This is a genomic window from Streptomyces tauricus (assembly GCF_014650955.1).
In the GTDB taxonomy this organism is placed as follows: domain Bacteria; phylum Actinomycetota; class Actinomycetes; order Streptomycetales; family Streptomycetaceae; genus Streptomyces; species Streptomyces tauricus.
In genome coordinates this window covers 1-19,886 of the sequence record NZ_BMVY01000060.1, presented here as the reverse complement: position 1 = coordinate 19,886, position 19,886 = coordinate 1, and the positions used below count along the sequence as shown (strand labels likewise).

Here is a 19,886-nt window from a genome sequence, read left to right as displayed (position 1 = left end):
CGGCCATCACCCTCGCCTCACTCCTGATGTGGGCGTGACATTTGACGACAGGCCCTAGGCGGTCAGGGCTTGTTCGAGGGTGGGGTAGCAGTCGATGACGTCGTCGAGGCCGACGACGTGCAGGACCCGCTGGACGGCTTCCCGGGGGCCGGCGAGGCGCAGCCATCCCTGGGTGCGGGTGGCCGTCTGGTGGGTGGTGACGAGGACGTTGATGCCGCTGGAGTCCATGAAGGTCACCCCGCTGAGGTCCAGCACGATCCGCATCCCTGTCGTGGGCTCGTCGGGCAGCAGGGCGTCGGTGAGCTGGGCTTTGACCGTGTGGTCGATCTCCCCGCGCAGGCTGACCACACGGATGCCGTCAAGGAGGATCTGGTCGATCGACAACCGGCTGGAGGGTACTGCTCTGGGGGTTTCGGTCACCGCGTCCTCGACTGTGCTGGCTGATAGGGGTCCCGGACACCATAGACGCGAGGTGAGTCTGCCCCGGCACGGCAGTGAACAGAAGTTCGATCCTTCCGCCAGAATACGGCGGACATGTGCGCGAGGGTGCAGGGTAGGCGCCAGAAGGTGAACGGGGGAATACACGTGGACCCGGTGGAATCAGCCCCCGAGGATGAGAGCAGCGTCATGCCAGATGCGCGGGTGATCGAGGACACGGTCGCCCTGGACGGAGACGGCTCCGTCATCGCCGACGCACGCCACCACGCGGCCCGTTTTCTCACCCGCGTGCAGTCCGAGCACGGCCTGCCGGTGTCCGCCCGGGCGATGGATCTGACCCGGCTGGTGGTCAGCGAACTGGTCACCAACGCCCGCAAATACGCCCCTGGCCCGGTCCTGATGGAACTGCGCATCGCCGGGGACACGGTGGAAGTAGCCGTGTGGGACAGCGACCCCGTACTGCCGGTGGCCCGCGCCGCGGACGCGGGCAGAGTCGGGCAGCACGGCCTGGAGATCGTTATGGCCGTCGCCCAGGGCTTCGAGGTCCAGCAGGAACCCGTCGGCAAACGCATCACCGTCCGCATCGCCCTCCTGGACGACCCCGGCGGCAATGTCAGCGGACGCCACCCCCAATAACCGCGACAACCACCACCAGGGCGCCGACGGTAGCTGTTCCCGTGACGCAGTGTCCGGTCGCGGGCGAGGGCTTAGCCATTCCCACGTGGCGAGGGTTCTGATAGCGCATCAAAGCCATGTATCTGGATGAAGCATTGGGGAAACGCCCTCTGAGGATGTCGCCGGGGGGTCTTCGCCGACGGCCTTCTGCAGGAGCGGGGTCGCGGGTGCGGCCTTCCCCTGCACGTCTGGTGCCGCCGCGTCGATCCCCCGCAGGTGGGACCGCGCATCCGGCCAATGTGCCGGCGCTCGGCTGGCCCTGCGTCAGGCGGTTCGGGAAGGATCAGCACCAAACATCTATTTTCAGATTCTTTTGTTTGAACAATCCCGGTATTGGGCCATTTGACGGACCTACTCTCGGGCTGAGCGTCTGAAGGCGTCGCACGAGTGAGGGGAACAAGGTCGGCATGGCTCATTGGAAGAAGATCACGGGCGGACTGACGGGTATCTCGGCCGGGTCGCGGTCGAACGTGTGGGGGGTGAACTCGGAAGGGAAGATCTACCGGTTCACCAACGACGACGCCACACCCTGGCACGGCGTCCCCGGCGGACTGACCGACATCAGCGCGGCAGCCGACGGCACCGTCTGGGGCGTCAACGCCAACGCCGAGATCTACCGCTACACCGGCGACCAGCCCTGAGCCGAGTCGGCCTCCGCTCCGCGCCCCGTCACCGAACCGCGGTGACGGGGTGCGGCTTGTCCGTCCCGAACAGTGGTGAGCGGCCGCCCAGGGAGAACGCCGTGGTGGTCGCCCCTGCCGGCCAACCCGTCGCGGCGGTGCTCTGCGGGCTGAAGACGGGAAAGGCGTAGTAGACGATGCCCCAGCTCACGATCTGCGTGGCGCACAGAGCGGGCAGGGCGGCGTGGGGCCGCGACCGGTCCCCTGTTCCGGTCGCGGCCCCACGCGCGGGGGTGCCCAGGCGGCTCACGAGCCGCAGCAGCCGCCCGCCGGTGCCTTTTCGGCAGCCGCCCCGACCGTGCCGGGGGCTGCGAGCTGGACGAGCTGCGGCGCGGGCGCGCAACAGCCGCCGCCGTCGCCTTCCTGGGCGTCGGGTGCGTCGAACAGGCCGGCGCCGCCGCAGACTCCGGTCTCGGGCAGGGTGAGTTCCACGCGGTCGGCGGAGCCGAGGTCGCCGGCGATCGCGGCGGCGACGGAGCGGACCTGCTCGTAGCCGGTCATCGCAAGGAACGTCGGGGCGCGGCCGTAGGACTTCATGCCGACCAGGTACACGCCCTGCTCGGGGTGGGAGAGCTCGCGGTGGCCGTGCGGGTAGACGGTGCCGCAGGAGTGCTGGTTGGGGTCGATCAGCGGAGCCAGGGCCACCGGGGCCTGGAGGCGCTCGTCGAGCCCGAGGCGCAGCTCGTCGAGGAAGGACAGGTCGGGGCGGAAGCCGGTCAGCACGATCACTTCGTCGACCGGGTCCAGGCGGCGGCCGTCCTCGCCGAGCAGGACCAGGCGGCCGTCGGTGGCGCGCTCGATCGCCTCGGTGCGAAATCCGGTGACCGCGTCCGCGTGGCCCTCGTCGACGGCGGCCTTGGCTGCCAGACCCAGGGCGCCGCGCGCCGGGAGCTGGTCGGCTTCGCCGCCGCCGAAGGTGGAGCCGGAGATGCCACGGCGCAGGATCCACACCCCCTTCGTCTCCGCGCCGCCGTCGGACGTGGCGAGGTCGGCAAGGGAGGCGAGAGCGGTGAACGCCGAGGCGCCCGAGCCGATCACGGCGGTGCGCTTGCCCGCGTACCGGCCGCGGACGACGGGGTCCTTCAGATCCGGGACGCGGTAGGTGATCCGGTCCGCCGCGGCCTTCTCGCCGAGTGCGGCAAGGCCACTGCCGCCGGCCGGAGACGGTGTGGCCCAGGTGCCGGAGGCGTCGATGACGGCGCGGGCGAAGACGCGCTCCTCCCGGCCGTCGGCATGGGCGACGTGGACGACGAACGGCTGCTGCTCGCGGTCGGCGTCCACGATCCGGTCCCGGCCGGTGCGTGAGACACCGGTGACGGTGGCACCGGTACGGATTCGGTCACCAAGGATGTCGGCGAGCGGCTGCAGGTAGGACTCGGCCCATTCGCCCCCGGAGGGGTAGGTGGCCGCGTCGGGGCGCGTCCAGCCGGTGGGGGCCAGGAGTTTCTCGGCGGCGGGGTCCACGACCTCTCCCCAGGTGGAGAACAGCCGCACGTGCGACCACGCGCGCACTGCGGCGCCGGCGGTGGGCCCGGCCTCCAGGACCAGGGGCTCAAGGCCGCGGTCGACCAGATGGGCGGCGGCGGCCAGGCCGGTCGGGCCGGCTCCGACGACCACGACGGGCAGCTGGTCGGTGGTGGGCGCGTTCACGAGATCCCCCTTGTTTCGACGTTTGTCGATTCGTTACCCGGCCAGGATGACACCTGATTAGATACACGTCAACATAGACATCCATCGATTCCGTCAAGATAACGCTCCCTGGCCAGCCAGGTTCGACGTATGTCAACATAGATGCATGCCGAATTCGAAGGTGCTGCCGCTGGTGGAGTCCGAGGCGTCCGAGGGCGTGGCGCCGTGCTGCCCACCGCTGACAGAGCGCCCGTTCACCGCGCAGGAGGCCGAGACCGCCGCGCGGATGTTCAAGGCGCTGGGCGATCCGGTGCGGCTGCGCCTGTTCTCGGCAGTGGCCTCGCACGAGGGCGGTGAGGCGTGCGTGTGCGACATCTCCGACGTCGGAGTGTCCCAGCCGACCGTCTCCCACCATCTGAAGAAGCTCAAGGACGCCGGACTGCTGACCTCCGAGCGGCGCGGCACCTGGGTGTACTACCGGGTCGAGTCCTCGGTACTGGCGGCGATGGGCCGCCTGCTGGCCCTCACGCCGGTCAAGGCCGCCTAGAACGGTGAACGCGGCCGGGGTTGGCGAACCCTCCGGTCATGGCAGCTGCTGCGCGGTTGCCACGACGGATTGCCGCTGCGCCCAGGCGCTGATGGTCTCGCGCTGTTGCGACTGCCACGCCGCGAGAGGGAGTTCACCCGCGGCGGTGATGCAGTGGCGGTCCGCGCGGCGGCGTACGGCGTCCACGCGGGTGCCGTACCGGACGGGCAGGCGCAGCGCTTGCCGTAGTCGGTCAGACAGTCCCCCCGCGTGCCCGGCGCCCGGTACGCCTCGCCCGGCCGGGCGAGAGGCGGCCGGGTGCGGGGTGGCCGGGCAGCCAGGAGTGCTCCGCAGGGGAGAACAGGTGCGGCGAGTGCCACCTGTGCCGCCAGGACCCGCCCGGCGCCGCCTGCGCGTCCAGGATCACGAAGGCGAGGCGCCGGCGGCGCAGGTGGTAGCCGGCGGCGAGTCCTGCCTGGCCGCCGCCGGTCACCACCACGTCCGTCTTGTGGGTCACGGAGCCGTCGTCACCGCGGCGGCGGCGAACTTCCTTCGCCAGGCGAGCGCGACGTAGACCAGGCCGATCAGGACCGGCACTTCGATGAGCGGGCCGACGACGCCGGACAGAGCCTGGCCGGAGGTGACGCCGAAGGTGGCGATGGCGACCGCGATGGCCAGCTCGAAGTTGTTGCCCGCCGCGGTGAAGGCGAGGGTCGCGGTGCGGTCATAAGCCAGGCCCAGGCCCTTGCCCAGGAGGAAGGTGCCGAAGAACATCACGGCGAAGTAGACCAGCAGAGGCAGTGCGATCCGCGCGACGTCCAGCGGCTGCGACGTGATGGTCTTCCCCTGCAGCGCGAAGAGGATGACGATCGTGAACAGCAGCCCGTACAGCGCCCAGGGGCCGATCTTCGGCAGGAACCGCTGCTCGAAACCGGCGCGGCCGAGCTTCTTCTCACCGAGGCGGCGCGTCAGGAAGCCGGCCAGCAGCGGGATCCCGAGGAAGACGACCACGTTCAGCGCGATCTTCCCCATGGAGATGTCGAGGTGCTCGCCGTCGCCGAGGCCGAGCCAGCCGGGCAGCAGGTCGAGGTAGAACCAGCCCAGCAGGCCGAACGCGAGGACCTGGAAGACGGAGTTCAGGGCGACGAGGACGGCGGCGGCCTCGCGGTCACCGCAGGCGAGGTCGTTCCAGATGATCACCATGGCGATGCAGCGGGCCAGGCCGACGATGATCAGGCCCGTGCGGTACTCGGGCAGGTCCGGCAGGAAGATCCACGCAAGCGCGAACATGACCGCCGGGCCGACGATCCAGTTGATGACCAGCGACGACGCCATGAGCGTGCGGTCGCCGGTGACGGCGTCGAACCGGTCGTAGCGGACCTTCGCCAGGACCGGATACATCATGATCAGCAGGCCGAGCGCGATCGGCAGGGAGACCCCGCCGATCTCCACCTTCGCGAGCGCGTCGTTCAGCCCCGGGATGAGCCGGCCCAGCCCCAGGCCGACGGCCATGGCAAGTAGGATCCACACCGCGAGGTAGCGGTCGAGGGCGGAGAGCTTCTTGACGATCGAATCATCCCCGGCCGCCTCAGCGCTCCGGGCGCGGGCAGCGGTGGGCTCGGTGGAGGTCACGGGCAGGCCCTCTTGTTCCCGGCAGCGGCGCGGGCGGATTCGGCAAGCTCGGCGAACTGCCCGGACAGGCCGGCCAGGACGTCGGGCTTGAGCTTGTAGTAGGTGAAGCGGCCGCACGGCTCGGTCTCCACCACACCGGCCTCGCGCAGCACCTTCATGTGGTTGGACAGGTTGGTCTGCTTGGCCCCGGTCTCCTCCACCAGGTGCGTGGTGCACAGCGTCTCGCGCGCCAGCAAGGTCACGATCTGCAGCCGGAGCGGATCGCCCAGCGCCCGGATCACATCAGGATCGACTGAAGTCAGCATGCGCTGATACTGTCACATCACCGTTCGCTGATACCAGCGAAGGCTGATGTCATGGGTGGCGTGCAGCCGCCGCGAGACGAGAGAGCCATCATGCCCGAGAGCCCCGGCACGAAGCCGTCCGTCCTGTTCGTCTGCGTCCACAACGCAGGCCGCTCCCAGATGGCCGCCGCCTGGCTGACCCACCTGGCCGAAGACCGCGTCGAGGTCCGCTCCGCCGGCTCCGACCCGGGCGAGCGGGTCAACCCGGCCGCCGTCGCCGCAATGGCCGAGGTCGGCATCGACATCTCCGCCGAGGTCCCGAAGATCCTCACCGTCGACGCGGTGAAGGAGTCCGACGTGTGCATCACCATGGGCTGCGGCGACACCTGCCCCGTCTTCCCCGGCAAGCGCTACCTGGACTGGAAGCTGGACGACCCGGCCGGCCAGGGCGTCGACGCGGTCCGCCCGATCCGCGACGAGATCAAGACCCTCATCGAGGGCCTGATCGCCGAGATCGCCCCGTCCAAGCCGGAAGCCACAGCGTAAGAGGGACAGCCGACGGCCTCATCGCAGCGCACAGGACCCGTCGCCGCGGGGCCCGGCCGGCGCAGAAATACCGCAGTCCTCAAATACGTGCCCGGTACCAGCCGCCAGCCCCAACCCCTCTCCCCCGCCGACCTCCCCGCCCTCTGACGGCGGCGTTGCACGGCAGGGAGTGATGGCCGATCGAGTTCATGTCGTTTCGTTCCGTCGCAGTCATCGTGTCGCGGATCGATCACAGGGCCGCTGCTTTGACGTGGAGAACGGCGCCCCGCCCCACAAGCCAGGGGTTGTCGCGGCATGAGCCAGCGCCCGCACCCGCACCCGCACCCGCACCCGCGTGACGAATACACATCCGGCGTCCGAACCGAACTCCCCGGCGGCTACGGCCGCCGATCAGTGGGCGACCGGCGGACGCTCCTTCGTCGCCCTGCGCAGCCGCGACCGCAGCCGGAGCAGGAAGAGGAGCGCCGAACCGGCGAAGAGGACGGCCGTGATCAGCAGCCAGCGGGCCAGGAAGCCGTCCGCGTACAGCCCGGTGGCCATCCGGTACCGCCGGTCCGTCTGACCGCCGATCAGCGGGAACCAGACGAGCAGGAGCAGCGCGGACAGGGCCGCCGGGACACGGACGTACATCGTCCGATCCCGGTGGCCCGCCGCGCCGAACACCCGGACGAGCCCGCGGTCCGCGGCCGCGTACAGCGGCACCAGTACGAGATCGTGCAGCAGGGCCGCCCCCACGAACCACAGGGCCACTCCGAGCCAGTCGTCGGCGAGCAGGCGTACGCCGGCATAGCCCGCGAGCGCGAACGAGCAGGCGAGCAGCAGGAGTTGCATGGTCCCCTGCGGGGCCTTCCGCATCACAGGTCTCCGACTCATCAAAGGTATCCGGGGCATCACAGGTCTCCGAAGGTCATGCGCGCCACCCATTTGGTGTTCAGCACCCCGGGTGCCGCGGGCACGACGATCCGTGCCGGGTAGCCGTGATCCGGACTCAGGTCCTCCCCGTTGACCAGCAGCGCGAGCAGGGAGCGCGGGTCCGCCACCTGGTTGGCGCGCAGGGCCGCGCGACGGAAGGCGCCGTGCCGCTGAAGGGACTCGACGAGGACGTCCGGCGGCTCCTCGTCGTGGCCGACGAGCGCCGCGAGGTCACGCAGCCGCACACCGCGCCACCACTGGTCCGAGGTCGACCAGCCCTCGACACACGCGATGGGCAATGCCGCACTGTGCAGCGGCAGTCGGAGCAGCTCAGCCCGGCTCAGCCGGACCGTGCCCGTCCGTCCCGTGAGGACGAGCCGCCAGGCGTCCTCGCTCGTCTCGGTCGCCGCGATGCCCGCGTAGGCGGCCGTCTTGTTGATCTGGAAGCCGTTCGGGCCGCTGCCCGGGTCCGCGCCGCCGTGCGGTGCGAGGAGAGCCGTGCGCCGCAGCGGGCCGTCGAAACTCCGCCCCGCCGTCGTCCCCCACAGCAGCAGTGAGGCACCGCCGACGAACCACAGCGCCCCGCGCCGCGAGACGGTCGGGGGATCGGGCCGCGGAGCGACCAACTCCCCCGCCGCCTCCTGCCTTTCACGCCCATCCCGCTCGCCCCGCATGCGGCGTACGTTCCGCACGGCGGCCGGTGTCTTCAGTGCGGCGTGGGTGACGAACGCGGCGAAGAACACCCACGCGCCGTAGAAGTGGAGCGGATAGAAGGACCCGGGGAAGAGGTAGTCGAGCTGGACGTTGAGCACACCGGTCACGAACTCGAACAGCGCGCCCCCGACCAGCAGCAGCAAGGAGATCCGCTCCAGCGCGTGAGCGGCCGAACGGGCCGGCGGCAGCGCGAACAGCTTCGGCACCACCGACCACAGCTTGGCCAGCAGTACGGGGATCAGGGTGATGCCGAAGGTGACGTGCACGCCCTGGGTGAGGCGGTACAGCCAGTGCGGATGCGTGGGCCAGGCGAAGAGGTAGAAGCCGAGAAGCCCCTTGTCCGGGGTCTTGTCGTTCACCGGTGCCAGGCCGGGGTTGTAGGCGGCGTAAGACAGCAGACCCGTCACGAACAGCACGGTGATGCCTACGAGCAGGACGAGGCCGAGCACCGACGTGAACCAGGGACCGCGCAGCGGACTGCGCCAGAACCCGGGTGAGGTGGGCAGCCGTGAGGTGGGCAGCCGTGGAGTGGGAGGTCGTGGGGTGTGGTCGCGCATGGCCCGACCGTAGGCAGGAAAGGGCCCCGGGGAGGGCGCGTGAACCATGACGAAACGCTGACGTCCGCACGGCCGACGGCTCGGGGCGGTGTCCGCCGCCCTAGCGTTCCCGTGTGATCCGCTCCCCACTGCGCGACCCGAAACCTCGTGTCCCAACTCCGCGCGACCCGACCCCGCGCGACCTGGCCGCGGCGTCGGCCGCCGCGTTCCTCGTCCTCGCCGCCGTACTGATCGGCCGCCACATCGAAAACACCGACCACACCCTGTTCGCGAACTGGCCCCCGCTGTGGGCCAGTTGGGACCCGCACGTCGGCCCCGGCACCCCGGCCGCGATAACGGTCGCGCTCGGCGTCGTGGCGTACGGACCCGTCCTCACGGCGCGCCTGCCCTGGCGGGCGCTGCTGGGCGCCTCCTGGGCGGCCGCCATGGCCTGGACCTGGTCGCTGGCCCTGATCGACGGATGGCACCGGGGCGTGGCCGTCCGGCTCACCACCCGCTACGAATACCTCCAGGTCATCGACCGCTTCCACGACATCCCGGCCACCCTGCGGGACTTCACCCACCACATCCCGCTCACCTCACCCGACCACTGGCCACCCCATGTGGCCGGACATCCGCCCGCCGCCTCCCTGACCTTCGTCCTCCTCGACCGGATCGGGCTGAGCGGCGGCGGCTGGGCCGGGACCTGGTGCATCACGCTCGGCGCCACCGCCTGCGTCGCCGTACTGGTGACCGTGCGCAGGCTCGCCGACGAGGAGTGCGCGCGGCGCGCGGCACCCTTCCTGGTGCTCGCACCAGCGGCGGTCTGGATGGGCACGTCGGCCGACGCGTACTTCACCGCGGCCGCCGCCTGGTCGGTGGCGGCACTCACGCTCGCCGCGACCGCGCCGAAGGGCCCCCGCACCACAGTCACCGCCTTCACCTCCGGCCTCCTGTTCGGCCTGACCTGCTACCTCTCCTACGGACTCACCCTCATCGCGGTCATCGGCGCGGGCGTGCTCTTCCTCGCACGCAGCCGGGTCCCGGTGCTCCCCTGCCTCGTCTCCCGCGCCGCCTTCCTCGTCACCGGGTTCGCCGTCGTCCCCACCGCGTTCACCCTCGCCGGGTTCCACTGGTGGGAGGCGTACCCCGTCCTGGTCGAGCGCTACTACGCCGGCGCGGGCGGTATCCGCCCCTACGGCTACTGGGTATGGGCGAACCTCGCATGCACCGTCCTCATCACCGGTCTCGCAACGGCCGCCGGCCTCCGCCGGGCGGCCGCCGCACTGGCCCACGGACGCCACGGCCTACTCCCCCACCGCGAGCCCCGAGAGCCGAGGGTCGTACGTCGAACACCCGGCGCCGAATCTCGGCAGGCGGGCGCCCGGGCCCGGCTCGCCCTGCTCGTCCTGTGCGGTCTGCTCGCCCTGCTCACCGCCGACCTGTCCGGCATGAGCAAAGCGGAAACCGAACGCATCTGGCTGCCCTTCGCGATATGGCTGCTCCCGGCCAGCGCGCTACTCAGCCACCCCCGGACCTGGCTCGGCGCCCAAGCCGTACTCGCCCTGCTCCTCAACCACCTGCTGCTGACGGGATGGTGAGATTCCCGGGGGCGGGCCGCGGTCGGACCCGGAATAGTGATCGTCCGCGCCTACATCCCACTCAAGGCCCCCATTGCCCGCCGCCAGCGCTCCACCAGGCCGACCTAGGAAGTGGCATGCCCTCCGCGCCCGGCCCTCGTAGCCGCCGGCGCACCGATGCCACCGGCGCACCGTAAGGATTCCGTCATCAGCCACGGGGCGCGGGACGGCCATCCAGTTCGGTTGAATGAGAGAGCGACAGGAAACTCTCAGGTCAGGAAACTCTCAGGTGGCGAGTAGGGGTGGGCCGCATGCGGAAGACGTTGACCTGGCCGTGGGTCATCGCGGTGGTGGCGGTCAGCGGAGTCGGCTTCGGGTTGTACTGGTTCCAACCGTGGAAGCTGTGGCAGGACCAGACCGTCCAAGAGGCCCTGCCCGAAGTCGCGCAGACCTCCGCTCCCCCTGCCGTGGTGCCCTCCGACGAGACCCCGGCGCCGCCCTCCCAGGCCACCGGGCCACAGACGCTGGCCGATGGTGAGCTGATCAGCCACGAGCACGCGACCTCGGGGACGGTGAGACTCGTACGACTGACGGACGGCTCCCATGTCGTCCGGCTAGAGAACCTCGACACCAGCAATGGACCGGACTTGCGCGTCTGGCTGACCGACGCGCCGGTGAAGCAAGGCCAGGCCGGGTGGCATCTCTTCGACGACGGAAAGTACGTCAGCCTCGGCAAGCTGAAGGGCAACAAGGGAAGTCAGAACTACGCCGTACCTCGGGACGTGGATCCGTCAAGTTACCGCAGCGTGAGCATCTGGTGTGACCGTTTCGACGTGTCGTTCGGTGCCGCCGAGCTCGCCCGCGCCTGACAAGTGACGCAGTCGTGGTCGGGCTGAGATGAGAGGGGCTGTTCGCTTGTGGCTCCCCTGACTGGAATGGCACTCAGCGCAGGGAGCGAGGTCAGCCGGCGGCAGACTCGGCGCGCTTGGTCAAGTCTGTGTCGACGAGGGTCCAGCGGATGACGGCCCGGACGCACCCACCAGCAGGTACTGGTCGCGTACCTGCTGGTGCCGTCTGGCGCCACCGCCAAAACCCCCGCCACCGGATGCGCCTGATATCTCGGCATCCCCGTCACCACCCGCATGATCCGGGCCCAGATCACCGAGGCCGTCTGCCACACCTGCGCCCAAGCCGGCGTTCGCCTGGTCCTCATCGACGAGATCCGCCGCCCCAACCCGCGCACCACCAGAGCGGAAGCCCTGCCTGGTCAAAGACCTCACCGAACGCATAAGAGCGACCTTCGTCCACACCGGCATCGACGTCGCCTCACCCCGCTGTTCGCCGGAGTTCGCGGCGCCCAACTCGCGGGCTGCGCCTCATCACCTGCAGCCCTCTCCCCGCCCACCACGGCCGCGCCCGGCGCTTCGCCGACCTCGCAACTGCGAGCTTCGGTGTGCGCTGTCCGCTTGACCGGCTGAGCGTCCATGACCGGCCCGCCGATATCGGTCAGCACGTCAACGGCATGGGACGTCGCCGATGTCCGCGCCCATACGCCTGCCACCGATCGGGCGTTCCGAGCGGCCCGGCGGATAGCCGTGGTTCCCTTCAGCAACCAGGTGTTGGCCCTACTTTGCGGCTTTGTCGGCAGGCGACGTCCGTCTCGTAGGCCTGTGCCGCTGGAATAGTGGGTACGCGGGCTGGGATCAAGATCGCGCCGGCTTCATGCGGGCGTGTGATCTTTGAAGACAGTCGATCCCGGTTCGGTGCGGCATGAGCGCCGGGCCACGGGTGGTACGGCGGAAGGATGGGCGCAGCGCAGTGACAATCGCCGATGCGGTGTTCGCGTGGTTGGGAGCCGGAGCGCTGCTTGCGGCAGTGCTTCCCCGGGTGGTGGCCGGACGCCCGCTCTCGATGCCTCTGATGTTCTTGGTGGCCGGTGTCGGCGTGTACCTGCTGCCTCTGCCGCTACCTGTCATCGATCCGGTGGAAGACCGGCAGCTGACTGAACACGTCACCGAGATCGGGGTGATCATCTCGCTGATGGGCGCCGGGCTGGCGCTCAACCGACCCGTCGGCTGGCGTAGGTGGGGCACGACCTGGCGGCTGCTGGGCATCACCATGGTGTTGACCGTCGTGGCCACCGCCCTTGTGGCGTGGTGGCTGCTGGACTGGCCGCCTGCGGCTGCCCTGCTCCTGGCCGCCGTCCTCGCTCCGACCGATCCGGTGCTCGCCTCGGAGGTGCGGGTGGGCGAGCCCACCGAGGATGAGGACGACGAGGACGAGGTGCGCTTCGCCCTCACCAGCGAGGCGGGCCTCAACGACGGGCTTGCCTTCCCTTTGACGTATGCGGCTGTCGCGTTGGCCGCTGCCGCGGGAAGCGGTTGGTCGTCAGCTTGGGTCGGCGCATGGGCGGTGGAGGACGTCGCTTTCAAGTGCGTCGTGGGTGTGTTGAGCGGGTTGCTCGTCGGCCGGCTGCTGGGCTGGTTGTTCTTCCGCGCCCGTTCGCCGGTGTTGCGCATGTCCGAACATCGGGAAGGTTTCGTCGCGCTGGGTGCCACCTTCCTGGCCTACGGGTTGACCGAGCTGATAGGGGGCTACGGTTTCCTCGCTGTATTCACCGCCGCGTGCGCGATCCGGGCCGCCGAACGCGCCCACGGCTTCCACAACATCCTTCACGACTTCGTGGAGCAGATCGAGCGCCTGTTCACTGCAGCGTTGCTGTTTTTGTTGGGCGCATTCATCGCGCTGGGCGGTCTTGCCTCTCTTACCTGGCAGGGCGCGGTCACCGGGCTGGTGCTCCTGCTGGTGATTCGGCCCTTGTCCGGGTGGGCCGGGCTGCTCGGAAGCCCCGTGCGCGCCATGCAACGGTGGGTTGTCGCGGGCTACGGCATCCGAGGTATCGGTTCGCTGTACTACCTCGCCTACGGTCTGGGGCAGCAAGACTTTCCGGTGCCGGAGCGGGAACTGTGGGCGGTGGTGACGTTCACCGTACTCGTCTCGGTGGTACTGCACGGCGTCACCGCAGGTCCGGTCGTCGCCCGGCTCGACCGGTTGCGCACTGCCGCCACGCACCCGCGACGCGAGGGCGCATGAGGCGCAGGCAGCAGCGATGCGGACCACACGGTCACGGCGCCGAAAGGGGCATCCGAGGCCGCACAGTGGCCGCTGCCGTACAGAACACCCGGGGGGGGATGGCCCCTGGAGGACACGCCGTCGGCCGGGCACCGAGGACAGCAGCGAAGCCGGCTCCGACCGTGCGCGTGCGCTTGGCAGGGTGAGGCGTCGGGACAAGGCCGCCGCCCGCGCTTCATGTTCTTTTCCGGGCCGGAATCCATGCTCGGCAGAAAAGGTTCACGAGCTGCCCCGAAGTGAAAGGTGAGCGGTCAGAGCAGCTTTCTCCGCAGCAGTACGCATGACCGTGCTCGCTTGAGTGAACACCACTTCGACCCCCGCCAAAGGCAGGGTCTGACGAATATCCAGCAAGGTGTAGTCCGGCCGAGTCGCACAAGGTGATACCTGACAGATTCACCACCAGCAAGCCGCCTGTGGAACGCCCGACGAGTTCAGCCCAGGTTCTGCCGCAGTCGAGGTGACGTATCGGCGTCGAGCTCTTCTGCGAGGTACAACTCCCAGCGCGGAGGCAGGCGCCTTTGTTCCAGATGCCCTGACAACCTTGGCGGCCAGACCTCCGCCTAGGGCTCCCACTGAGGCCGCATTTCCTCCACCCGTGGCCTTCATGGCGGCTGCCTCGTCCTGATGAGTGGGTCGACGTGGCCGCATCAGGTCTCCGGGATCGCTCGGCCGCAGGTCGAGCCAGGTGTCACCTGGTCGCGATACCTGTCACCGGCGCCAGTACGCCGAGCTGTCATCATGCCGAGATGGCCGGTGCACCAGCTCGTCGGTCAACTGGTCGTCCACGGCCTTCGGACGCGGTCTTCGTGAGCTCGACAGCCTCGGACGCGGATACGTTCTCACTGTTCATCGATGCATCTTCCCTGATCGGGTTACACCGAACGTCTTACAGTCCCGCGTCTCCTGCGTCTGCTGCGTCTGCTGCGTCTGCTGCGAGAGGGTGGGGGCGGATCGCCGTCGCGCGGCCGGAAGGCGTTCACGCCGGAGGTCGTGCTTCAGTCGCGGGGGATGGACCGCTCGATGAGCGCAACTGTGGCGCGGGGGTCGTCGACCTCGATGACGAGGCGGTCGTAGGTGTTGGCATCGGCGAGTTGGATGACCACCGCCTTGTCCGGGTTCTTCACGTACCAGAAGAGATGTTCGCCGTCGTGACGGAAGTGACCGGCGGTGATGACACCTGGGACGTGGGTGCCGGCGAAGCGTAGGCCCATCCACCCGCGGGCTATGCCTGGGTCGTGCGTGGCGCCGCGTACGTGGGCGAGAGGGATTTCCAGGCTGCTCTTGAGGGTCCAGAGCTTGTCGAGGCCCTGGAATTCGGCAGTCAGCGTCGCCTGTTCGCGGTCGATGGTGATGCGAGCCATGTCAGTGCTCCTTGGTGGTGTTCGGCTGGGCGCGCAGGCGCAGGCGGGTGCCGAGGACGGTGGAGGCGAGGCGGGGGGCCGCGTCGCCGTGAGTGGGGCGCAGGGCGTCCTCGAGCGCGCAGATGCCTTCCGTGACCAGCACGGCGACGTCCGGGTCGTGAGGAGCACGTTCGGCGGCTGCGAGGAGGAGAAGCCCGGCGGCCGGGCCGTTGTCGTACGAGGCGATGGCCGCCGCGAGAGCCTGCTGGGGGTCGGTGAGGCTGGCGATGGCGGCAGCGGTGGGATGGATCTCGTGGTCGAGGTGGCTGCGCAGAACGGTCAGGTGCAGGCTCCGTTTGGAGCCGAAGACCTTGTACAGGCTGCCCCGGTGGACACCGGTGGCCGTGACCAGGTCGTCCACCGAAGTGCCCTCGTAGCCGTGGGCAGCGAAGACAACGGCTGCGTCGGTGACAGCCTGATCCGTGTCGAAGGCGCGTGGTCGTCCCATGGCCGTAACCGTACGCAATAAGAGAACGATCAGTCAAGAACGAACGTTCTTTAATTCCGGCTGGCGTGGCGAAGTCGCCCCTTCGAGGGCGGGCTGAGCCGATGGGGTGTCAACCCGGTTACTGGAAGGGGCAGTTGCATCTGGACGGCGGTCGCAGCCTTCAGCACTCCGTGCACGCCCGAGTACGTCCCCGCACGCCATGGCGGGCCCGGTTCCGGGTGTGGGTGACGGTGACGGTCAGCGCTGATCTATCGCGAGGCCCCGTGCCGCGAGCTCGATCAGGACAGGATCGCGTCGGCCTTGCAGTATCTGCGCGTTCATCTGCAGGGACTTGTTGAGTCGGCGCAACGACTTCATGTCGAGCAACGGTCCGAACTCGGTGAGGGAGTGAAGGCCGCCGAGGAAGAGTTCGGCGAGGTCGGGCAGGTCGGCCAGCGTACTGATGTCCGCCACTTCGTCCATGTAGCCCATACGCAGGGACTGGAGCGACGTGAGTCCGGCCAGGGGCGACAGGTCCGTCCAGGGCAGGCGGGAGAGATAGAGGCGGGTCAGGGCGTGGAGGGCGGGAAAGCCGATCAGTTGAGGGATCCGTTCCACGCTCAGTACCCGCAGGTCCGGGCACGCCTCCAGGACGCGCAGGGAGTTGAGGCTTGTGACGCTTTCGAGTGTGAGGTCGGTGACCGGGGTGCCGGCGAGCCCGCTGATGTCCGTGAGCGCATGGCAATCCCGCACACTGACCTTGGTGAGCGCGGTCAGGCCGTCGAGGTGGCCGAGCGCGGTGAGCGAGGGAAGACCGCTGAACTCCAGTTCACGCAGAGTCGGCAGGTCGCCCAGGTCGCTGGGGTCGCTCAGGCTGTCGGTACGGCTGACGGACAGTTCCTCCAGCCCGCGATGGGAGCCGAGGCCGGTGAGGTCCAGCAGCCCGGGGCACCTGTCGAGGCTGAGTCCGCGGAGGCCAGGGAGGGACGCGAACGGGGAGAGGTCCCGGATCAGGCCCAGCCCGTCCAGGTGAAGCCGGTAACGGGCGGTGAGGCCGGCCAGGTGCGCGAAGTCCGCCAGCGCCGGGCAGTTCTCGAAGGTGATGTCTTCCAGCGAGGGTAGGGATCCGGCTCCCGCGACGGAGGCGAACCGTTCGCTGTCCACGATCCGCAGCTCCGTCAAGTGCGTCAGCGCGGAGACTCCGTGCAGGTCGGACAAGTCCGGACAGCCCTTGATCTCCAGTGTCTTGAGGCCGGGGTGCCGACCGAAGCCGCGGAGGGACCGGAAACGGGGGCAGTCCTCGATGACGAGTTCGGAGAGATTCACCGCCGCGGCGATACCGGTCAGGTCGCGAAGCTGCTTGCAGCTCGCCAGCCGCAGGGAGGCCAGTGCGGGTACGTGTGTCAGGTCGGCCAGGTCACGGACGGCCGTCCAGCCGAGATCGAGGTGGGTGAGGCGGGTCAGGCCGGAGAGCTGGGCCGGGGATGCGAAGGACCGGCAGCCGCGCAGGTTCAGGTGCTCAAGCAGGGGGAACGCTGCCGCGAAATCAGTCACCGAGGTGACCCGGGTGATACTCAGGTCGAGGTGGCGCAGGTGGCTGAGGGGCAGCAGCGGCTTGACGTCGGACACCGGGCGGCAGCGGTGCAGGCTCAGCCAGGTGAGCTGGGTGAGCCCGCCGAGGGGGGTCAGGTCCTCGACTCCCGCACAGCCGTTCAGGTCGAGGTGGCGCAGCTCGGTGAGCGCGCCGAGTTCCGCGAGGTCGGTTATCTCCTTGCAGCGATCCAGCGTCAGCGTGCGCAGCATGGTGAGGTGCCGCAGGCCCGACAGTGAGGTCGCCCGCTTCAATGTCAGCTCGGTTCGGCCCTGACGGCGGAAGGCCGGCGCCAGCAGGGCCGCGGCGTAGCCGTCCGGATCACCTGCCGTCGGCCACAGCCGCAGCAGCGTGTCCAGGGCGAGGTCCGCGACCGGCGCGAGCTGGGCGGCCAGCTTCAGCGCGGCGCCGTCGTCGGCGACCGTCACCAGCTCCCGTACCGCCTTGCGAGCCTGGGCCGGCTTCGCTGTGCCGAGCAAGTCGCGGTAGATCAGCACGAGTTCGTCCGGGCTTCCGCTGCCGGTGATCGACGTCATGCCCGGAACCCTACAACTCCGTATCCATTGACTTTGTAGGCGTGAAGTCGCGAGATGCTGACGCCCCCCGGCCCGGACGGGGGGGCTCCGGTGGGGGCGCCGGGCGTCGGGAACCGTCGACCGGCCTCGGCCCCCCGCACCCGGTCTCCCGCTTCAGCTACTACTTCGTCACCTTGAGCCCCTCGTACTCGGTGGACTTCGGCGCCAGGCAGGCGAACCAGTCGTAGGGCGAGTGCTTGGGGCTGTGGATGACCGGAAGGGCGGCGTTCGCCTCGGTGGCCGCGGACGCACGGCCGACTTTGGTGGACGTGCCGTCCTTCCAGGTACAGGTGACCTCCCGGGCGGTCTTGGCGACCTGGCCAAGCACCAGGCGCGGGGTTGTGTCGTTTTCGGGGAGCAGTGGGAGCGTGACGAACCCGTACTCGCCGCCGGACAGGACGTCGTCCTCAGGTAGCGCCATGTCCGCGATCTGAGTGGTCCTCGCTTCTTCACCGGTGACCCGGTGCACGAAGTGCGCGACCTTGCCCACCAGTTCGGAGGCCGTGGAGACGTCCTCCGGGTGCTCGCCGAACTTGGCCATCGCCGCCAGGGTGGCCTGGGCCTCCGCCGTGTCCGCCGGAGCCTTCCACACGTCGATGTACACCCTCCACGGCACTCCCGCGTCGGTGCCGCTCGCCAGGGTCGTCCGCATGTGCGGCTCGGATGCCTCCGCGCTGGCGGCCGGCCGGCTCGCCGGCGACGCCCCCCGGTCCCCGTCACCGGACAGCCCCGTCAGGGCCAGAGCGCCCGTGGAGCCGGCCACGACCAGGGTGGTGGTCGCCACGACTGCCCAGCGACGGCATTTGCGGCGGCGGCCGCCGCGAATCAGCTCCTGGGCAGGGGCTGTGCCGATTTTCACTTCGTCGGCCGCGTCGGCCAGCAGGAGTGCGATGTCATGCTGTGTCATGTTGTGGCTCGTCTCCCAGTCCGCACTTTTCACTTTCGTCCTCCCTGCGTCACTGTCTCCGCCAGTCCCGATAGGGCGCGCAGCTTCGCGATCCCCTTGGCTGCGTTGCTCTTCACCGTGCCGACCGAACAGCCCATCGCCTCGGCCGTCTGCATCTCGGTGAGGTCTTCCCAGTAGCGCAGCACCACTGCTTCCCGCTGCCGTGTCGGCAGTTCGGCCAGCGCGTTCAGCAGCGTGTGGCGGTCGTCGGCCTGGGCGATCCGGTCACCGGTGTCGGCCACCTCGTGTGTCAGGCCCGCGTCCTCACTCCTGGGCGCCAGGAACTCCCGCAGTTTCCTGCGATATCTGCGAGCATGCGCGTTGATCATCACTCGTCGTACATAAGCCTCCGGGTCGTTGGCCGCGGCGACCCTGTGCCAGGCCACATAGACCTGTTCCAGCGTCGACTGGACCAGGTCCTCCGCGGCGTGCTGCTCCCCCGTGAGCAGGAATGCCGTGCGCATCAGCCGCGGCCAGCAGCCGACGACGAAGGCCTGGAACTCTCGGTCCCCGGCCTGTTTCCGAACCCCCATGAGCACCTCCTAGATGTTCAAAAGAGGCCATGAGAGGCGGAGACCGTTGCCTCACCGCGGAATCTTCTTCCGCGTTCTCGTCGGAGCGGGGGAGGTGCCGGTTGAGTCGGCACGAAGGCCTCACCCCCTGTTCCGATCAAGATGACAGAAGCGATCCACAGCCGGGTCCGCGCACCGTGTTCAAGCTGAGGGCAGGGTTCCGGCACTGCCGGAATCGACGGCAGGGGCGCGGTGAAGATCACTGCGGATAGCGTGGCCTACGTCGATAAGCTGGCTCCTCCACCCCGGAGCATGGACTCTTCGCCGTCGTCAGGTGCGCGCCACAGATCGCTTCAAGACCCCAGTGACGAGTTCTGTCGGCACGAGTGGTTTCCGATGGAAGGCATCCGACGGGCCCACCGTCAGTGCGGGCAGCACAAGGGCCGCGCGTGTCGGTGGCGTCCGCGGCCGGTGCCGTGTAACGCGGCGCAGCGTGGCAGCGGCCCGTCCGGGGGTGGGTACCCGGAGCGGGCGGGCGCAGGAGGTGAGACAAGCCGGTGGCTTCGTGCCGAGCGATCAGGAGCGAACCGTGGCCGGCCGCGGGAACTCTGAGGGCCGATACCTGGAAGAACCTCTCAGCGCGTAGCCGCTTTGTTGTCGGCCTCGGCAACCTGAGTGAGGGCGAGAGCGCGCTCAGACGTTTCGGTTCAGGTCGCGGCTGCTCAGACCGCGGCTTTGGAGTTCGCTGCCTCGGTGGTGCGGTGGTGGTCGGCGTTGATGCGCTGGGCTTCTTCGAGCTGGTCCTCGAGGATGACGATGCGGCAGGCGGCTTCGACGGGGGTGCCCTGGTCGACGAGCTTCCGGGCGCGGGCGGCGATGCGCAGCTGGTAGCGGGAGTAGCGGCGGTGGCCGCCCTCGGAGCGCAGCGGGGTGATCAGTCGGGCGTCGCCGATGGCGCGCAGGAAGCCGGGGGTGGTGCCGAGTATGTCGGCGGCCCGGCCCATGGTGTAGGCGGGGTAGTCGTCGTCATCGAGACGGCCGAAGGACTCGTCTGCTGTCACATGCACCTCATCTGCGAAAGTCATGGAGGCTGCGGAACGCGTGGAGGGGCCCTGGTGCCGTACGGCACCAGGGCCCCGAAGGAACTACTG

At 69.2% G+C, this 19,886-nt stretch carries 20 protein-coding genes and 1 pseudogene; 7 read left to right on the top strand and 14 right to left on the bottom strand.

All coding sequences use genetic code 11. The features are described from left to right. Positions 1-54: 54 nt before the first annotated feature. A complete protein-coding gene (locus IE278_RS40260) occupies positions 55-384 on the bottom strand; it encodes an STAS domain-containing protein (RefSeq protein ID WP_246571653.1) in 330 nt (109 codons plus the stop codon). A gap of 243 nt (positions 385-627) precedes the next feature. Here IE278_RS40260 and IE278_RS40255 point away from each other — a divergent pair, with 243 nt between their 5' ends. Continuing rightward, positions 628-1,074 (top strand): ATP-binding protein, encoded by a 447-nt coding sequence (locus tag IE278_RS40255; protein WP_189779984.1) that lies wholly within the window; start codon positions 628-630, stop codon positions 1,072-1,074. A 446-nt stretch (positions 1,075-1,520) separates the two neighbouring features. Then, positions 1,521-1,754, top strand: a complete 234-nt coding sequence (locus IE278_RS40250) for a tectonin domain-containing protein (protein ID WP_213089785.1) — start codon at positions 1,521-1,523, stop codon at positions 1,752-1,754. A gap of 88 nt (positions 1,755-1,842) precedes the next feature. Here IE278_RS40250 and IE278_RS40245 read toward each other — a convergent pair. Next, positions 1,843-2,043 (bottom strand): annotated as a pseudogene (locus IE278_RS40245) (MFS transporter); the annotation flags it as partial. After that, positions 2,040-3,443 carry an NAD(P)-binding domain-containing protein gene (locus IE278_RS40240; RefSeq protein ID WP_189779983.1) on the bottom strand — a complete coding sequence of 468 codons (1,404 nt, stop codon included), beginning with the start codon at positions 3,441-3,443 and terminating at the stop codon, positions 2,040-2,042. The pseudogene IE278_RS40245 and the gene IE278_RS40240, both read right to left, overlap by 4 nt. A gap of 145 nt (positions 3,444-3,588) precedes the next feature. On the opposite strand from IE278_RS40240, the gene IE278_RS40235 reads away from it, so the two are divergent. Next, on the top strand, positions 3,589-3,969 hold the full coding sequence (locus tag IE278_RS40235) for an ArsR/SmtB family transcription factor (RefSeq protein ID WP_189779982.1): 381 nt from the start codon (positions 3,589-3,591) through the stop codon (positions 3,967-3,969). A gap of 232 nt (positions 3,970-4,201) precedes the next feature. Here the strand turns inward: IE278_RS40235 and IE278_RS40230 are convergent, their stop codons facing one another. Genes IE278_RS40230 through IE278_RS40220 form a run of 3 tightly spaced genes read right to left on the bottom strand, consistent with a single transcriptional unit; the run spans position 4,202 to position 5,885 of the window. Further along, positions 4,202-4,465, bottom strand: coding sequence for an NAD(P)-binding protein (locus tag IE278_RS40230; RefSeq protein WP_189779981.1), 264 nt, complete (start codon positions 4,463-4,465; stop codon positions 4,202-4,204). After that, entirely contained in the window at positions 4,462-5,580 is a 1,119-nt protein-coding gene (gene arsB / locus IE278_RS40225; RefSeq protein WP_189779980.1) for an ACR3 family arsenite efflux transporter, read from the bottom strand. Before arsB ends, IE278_RS40230 begins: the two co-directional genes overlap by 4 nt. Beyond that, positions 5,577-5,885 (bottom strand): ArsR/SmtB family transcription factor, encoded by a 309-nt coding sequence (locus IE278_RS40220; protein WP_189779979.1) that lies wholly within the window; start codon positions 5,883-5,885, stop codon positions 5,577-5,579. The genes arsB and IE278_RS40220 overlap by 4 nt, the downstream gene beginning before the upstream one ends. 90 nt (positions 5,886-5,975) lie before the next feature. Here IE278_RS40220 and IE278_RS40215 point away from each other — a divergent pair, with 90 nt between their 5' ends. Beyond that, positions 5,976-6,410, top strand: a complete 435-nt coding sequence (locus tag IE278_RS40215; RefSeq protein WP_189779978.1) for an arsenate reductase ArsC — start codon at positions 5,976-5,978, stop codon at positions 6,408-6,410. Between the two features lie 390 nt (positions 6,411-6,800). On the opposite strand, the gene IE278_RS40210 is transcribed toward IE278_RS40215, so the two are convergent. Together IE278_RS40210 and IE278_RS40205 are read right to left on the bottom strand one after the other, a co-directional pair. Further along, positions 6,801-7,265, bottom strand: a complete 465-nt coding sequence (locus IE278_RS40210) for a hypothetical protein (protein ID WP_373312234.1) — start codon at positions 7,263-7,265, stop codon at positions 6,801-6,803. A gap of 35 nt (positions 7,266-7,300) precedes the next feature. Continuing rightward, positions 7,301-8,593, bottom strand: coding sequence for a molybdopterin-dependent oxidoreductase (locus IE278_RS40205; protein ID WP_246571632.1), 1,293 nt, complete (start codon positions 8,591-8,593; stop codon positions 7,301-7,303). Positions 8,594-8,709: 116 nt separating this feature from the next. Between IE278_RS40205 and IE278_RS40200 the strand changes: the two genes are divergently transcribed. From IE278_RS40200 to IE278_RS40190, 3 genes are all read left to right on the top strand, one after another. After that, the gene (locus tag IE278_RS40200) at positions 8,710-10,173 is read left to right on the top strand and encodes a hypothetical protein (RefSeq protein WP_246571656.1); all 1,464 of its coding nucleotides are present in this window, start codon (positions 8,710-8,712) and stop codon (positions 10,171-10,173) included. A gap of 290 nt (positions 10,174-10,463) precedes the next feature. Next, positions 10,464-11,021, top strand: a complete 558-nt coding sequence (locus IE278_RS40195; RefSeq protein WP_189779975.1) for a DM13 domain-containing protein — start codon at positions 10,464-10,466, stop codon at positions 11,019-11,021. A 949-nt stretch (positions 11,022-11,970) separates the two neighbouring features. Next, positions 11,971-13,245, top strand: coding sequence for a cation:proton antiporter (locus IE278_RS40190; protein WP_189779974.1), 1,275 nt, complete (start codon positions 11,971-11,973; stop codon positions 13,243-13,245). Positions 13,246-14,279: 1,034 nt separating this feature from the next. Here IE278_RS40190 and IE278_RS40185 read toward each other — a convergent pair. The 6 genes from IE278_RS40185 to IE278_RS40160 form a co-directional block, all read right to left on the bottom strand. Then, positions 14,280-14,645 carry a hypothetical protein gene (locus IE278_RS40185; protein ID WP_189779973.1) on the bottom strand — a complete coding sequence of 122 codons (366 nt, stop codon included), beginning with the start codon at positions 14,643-14,645 and terminating at the stop codon, positions 14,280-14,282. Between the two features lies 1 nt (position 14,646). After that, the gene (locus tag IE278_RS40180) at positions 14,647-15,132 is read right to left on the bottom strand and encodes a TetR/AcrR family transcriptional regulator (RefSeq protein ID WP_189779972.1); all 486 of its coding nucleotides are present in this window, start codon (positions 15,130-15,132) and stop codon (positions 14,647-14,649) included. Positions 15,133-15,369: 237 nt separating this feature from the next. After that, positions 15,370-17,238, bottom strand: a complete 1,869-nt coding sequence (locus IE278_RS40175) for a leucine-rich repeat domain-containing protein (protein ID WP_189779971.1) — start codon at positions 17,236-17,238, stop codon at positions 15,370-15,372. A gap of 160 nt (positions 17,239-17,398) precedes the next feature. Beyond that, a complete protein-coding gene (locus tag IE278_RS40170) occupies positions 17,399-18,184 on the bottom strand; it encodes a hypothetical protein (protein WP_189779970.1) in 786 nt (261 codons plus the stop codon). Positions 18,185-18,213: 29 nt separating this feature from the next. Further along, complete coding sequence (locus IE278_RS40165; RefSeq protein WP_189779969.1) at positions 18,214-18,756, bottom strand: SigE family RNA polymerase sigma factor; 543 nt, start codon at positions 18,754-18,756, stop codon at positions 18,214-18,216. A gap of 701 nt (positions 18,757-19,457) precedes the next feature. Beyond that, positions 19,458-19,796 (bottom strand): helix-turn-helix domain-containing protein, encoded by a 339-nt coding sequence (locus tag IE278_RS40160; RefSeq protein WP_189779968.1) that lies wholly within the window; start codon positions 19,794-19,796, stop codon positions 19,458-19,460. Between the last annotated feature and the right edge of the window lie 90 nt (positions 19,797-19,886).

Excerpts from the sequence above, each read along its gene's own strand:
- IE278_RS40165 (WP_189779969.1), bottom strand. The coding sequence starts at position 18,756 with ATGGGGGTTCGGAAACAGGCCGGGGACCGAGAGTTCCAGGCCTTCGTC.
- IE278_RS40235 (WP_189779982.1), top strand. The coding sequence starts at position 3,589 with ATGCCGAATTCGAAGGTGCTGCCGCTGGTGGAGTCCGAGGCGTCCGAG.
- IE278_RS40175 (WP_189779971.1), bottom strand. The coding sequence starts at position 17,238 with ATGACGTCGATCACCGGCAGCGGAAGCCCGGACGAACTCGTGCTGATC.
- IE278_RS40180 (WP_189779972.1), bottom strand. The coding sequence starts at position 15,132 with ATGGGACGACCACGCGCCTTCGACACGGATCAGGCTGTCACCGACGCA.
- IE278_RS40215 (WP_189779978.1), top strand. The coding sequence starts at position 5,976 with ATGCCCGAGAGCCCCGGCACGAAGCCGTCCGTCCTGTTCGTCTGCGTC.
- IE278_RS40255 (WP_189779984.1), top strand. The coding sequence starts at position 628 with ATGCCAGATGCGCGGGTGATCGAGGACACGGTCGCCCTGGACGGAGAC.
- IE278_RS40170 (WP_189779970.1), bottom strand. The coding sequence starts at position 18,184 with ATGACACAGCATGACATCGCACTCCTGCTGGCCGACGCGGCCGACGAA.
- IE278_RS40210 (WP_373312234.1), bottom strand. The coding sequence starts at position 7,265 with ATGCGGAAGGCCCCGCAGGGGACCATGCAACTCCTGCTGCTCGCCTGC.
- IE278_RS40250 (WP_213089785.1), top strand. The coding sequence starts at position 1,521 with ATGGCTCATTGGAAGAAGATCACGGGCGGACTGACGGGTATCTCGGCC.
- IE278_RS40185 (WP_189779973.1), bottom strand. The coding sequence starts at position 14,645 with ATGGCTCGCATCACCATCGACCGCGAACAGGCGACGCTGACTGCCGAA.
- IE278_RS40205 (WP_246571632.1), bottom strand. The coding sequence starts at position 8,593 with ATGCGCGACCACACCCCACGACCTCCCACTCCACGGCTGCCCACCTCA.
- IE278_RS40220 (WP_189779979.1), bottom strand. The coding sequence starts at position 5,885 with ATGCTGACTTCAGTCGATCCTGATGTGATCCGGGCGCTGGGCGATCCG.
- IE278_RS40195 (WP_189779975.1), top strand. The coding sequence starts at position 10,464 with ATGCGGAAGACGTTGACCTGGCCGTGGGTCATCGCGGTGGTGGCGGTC.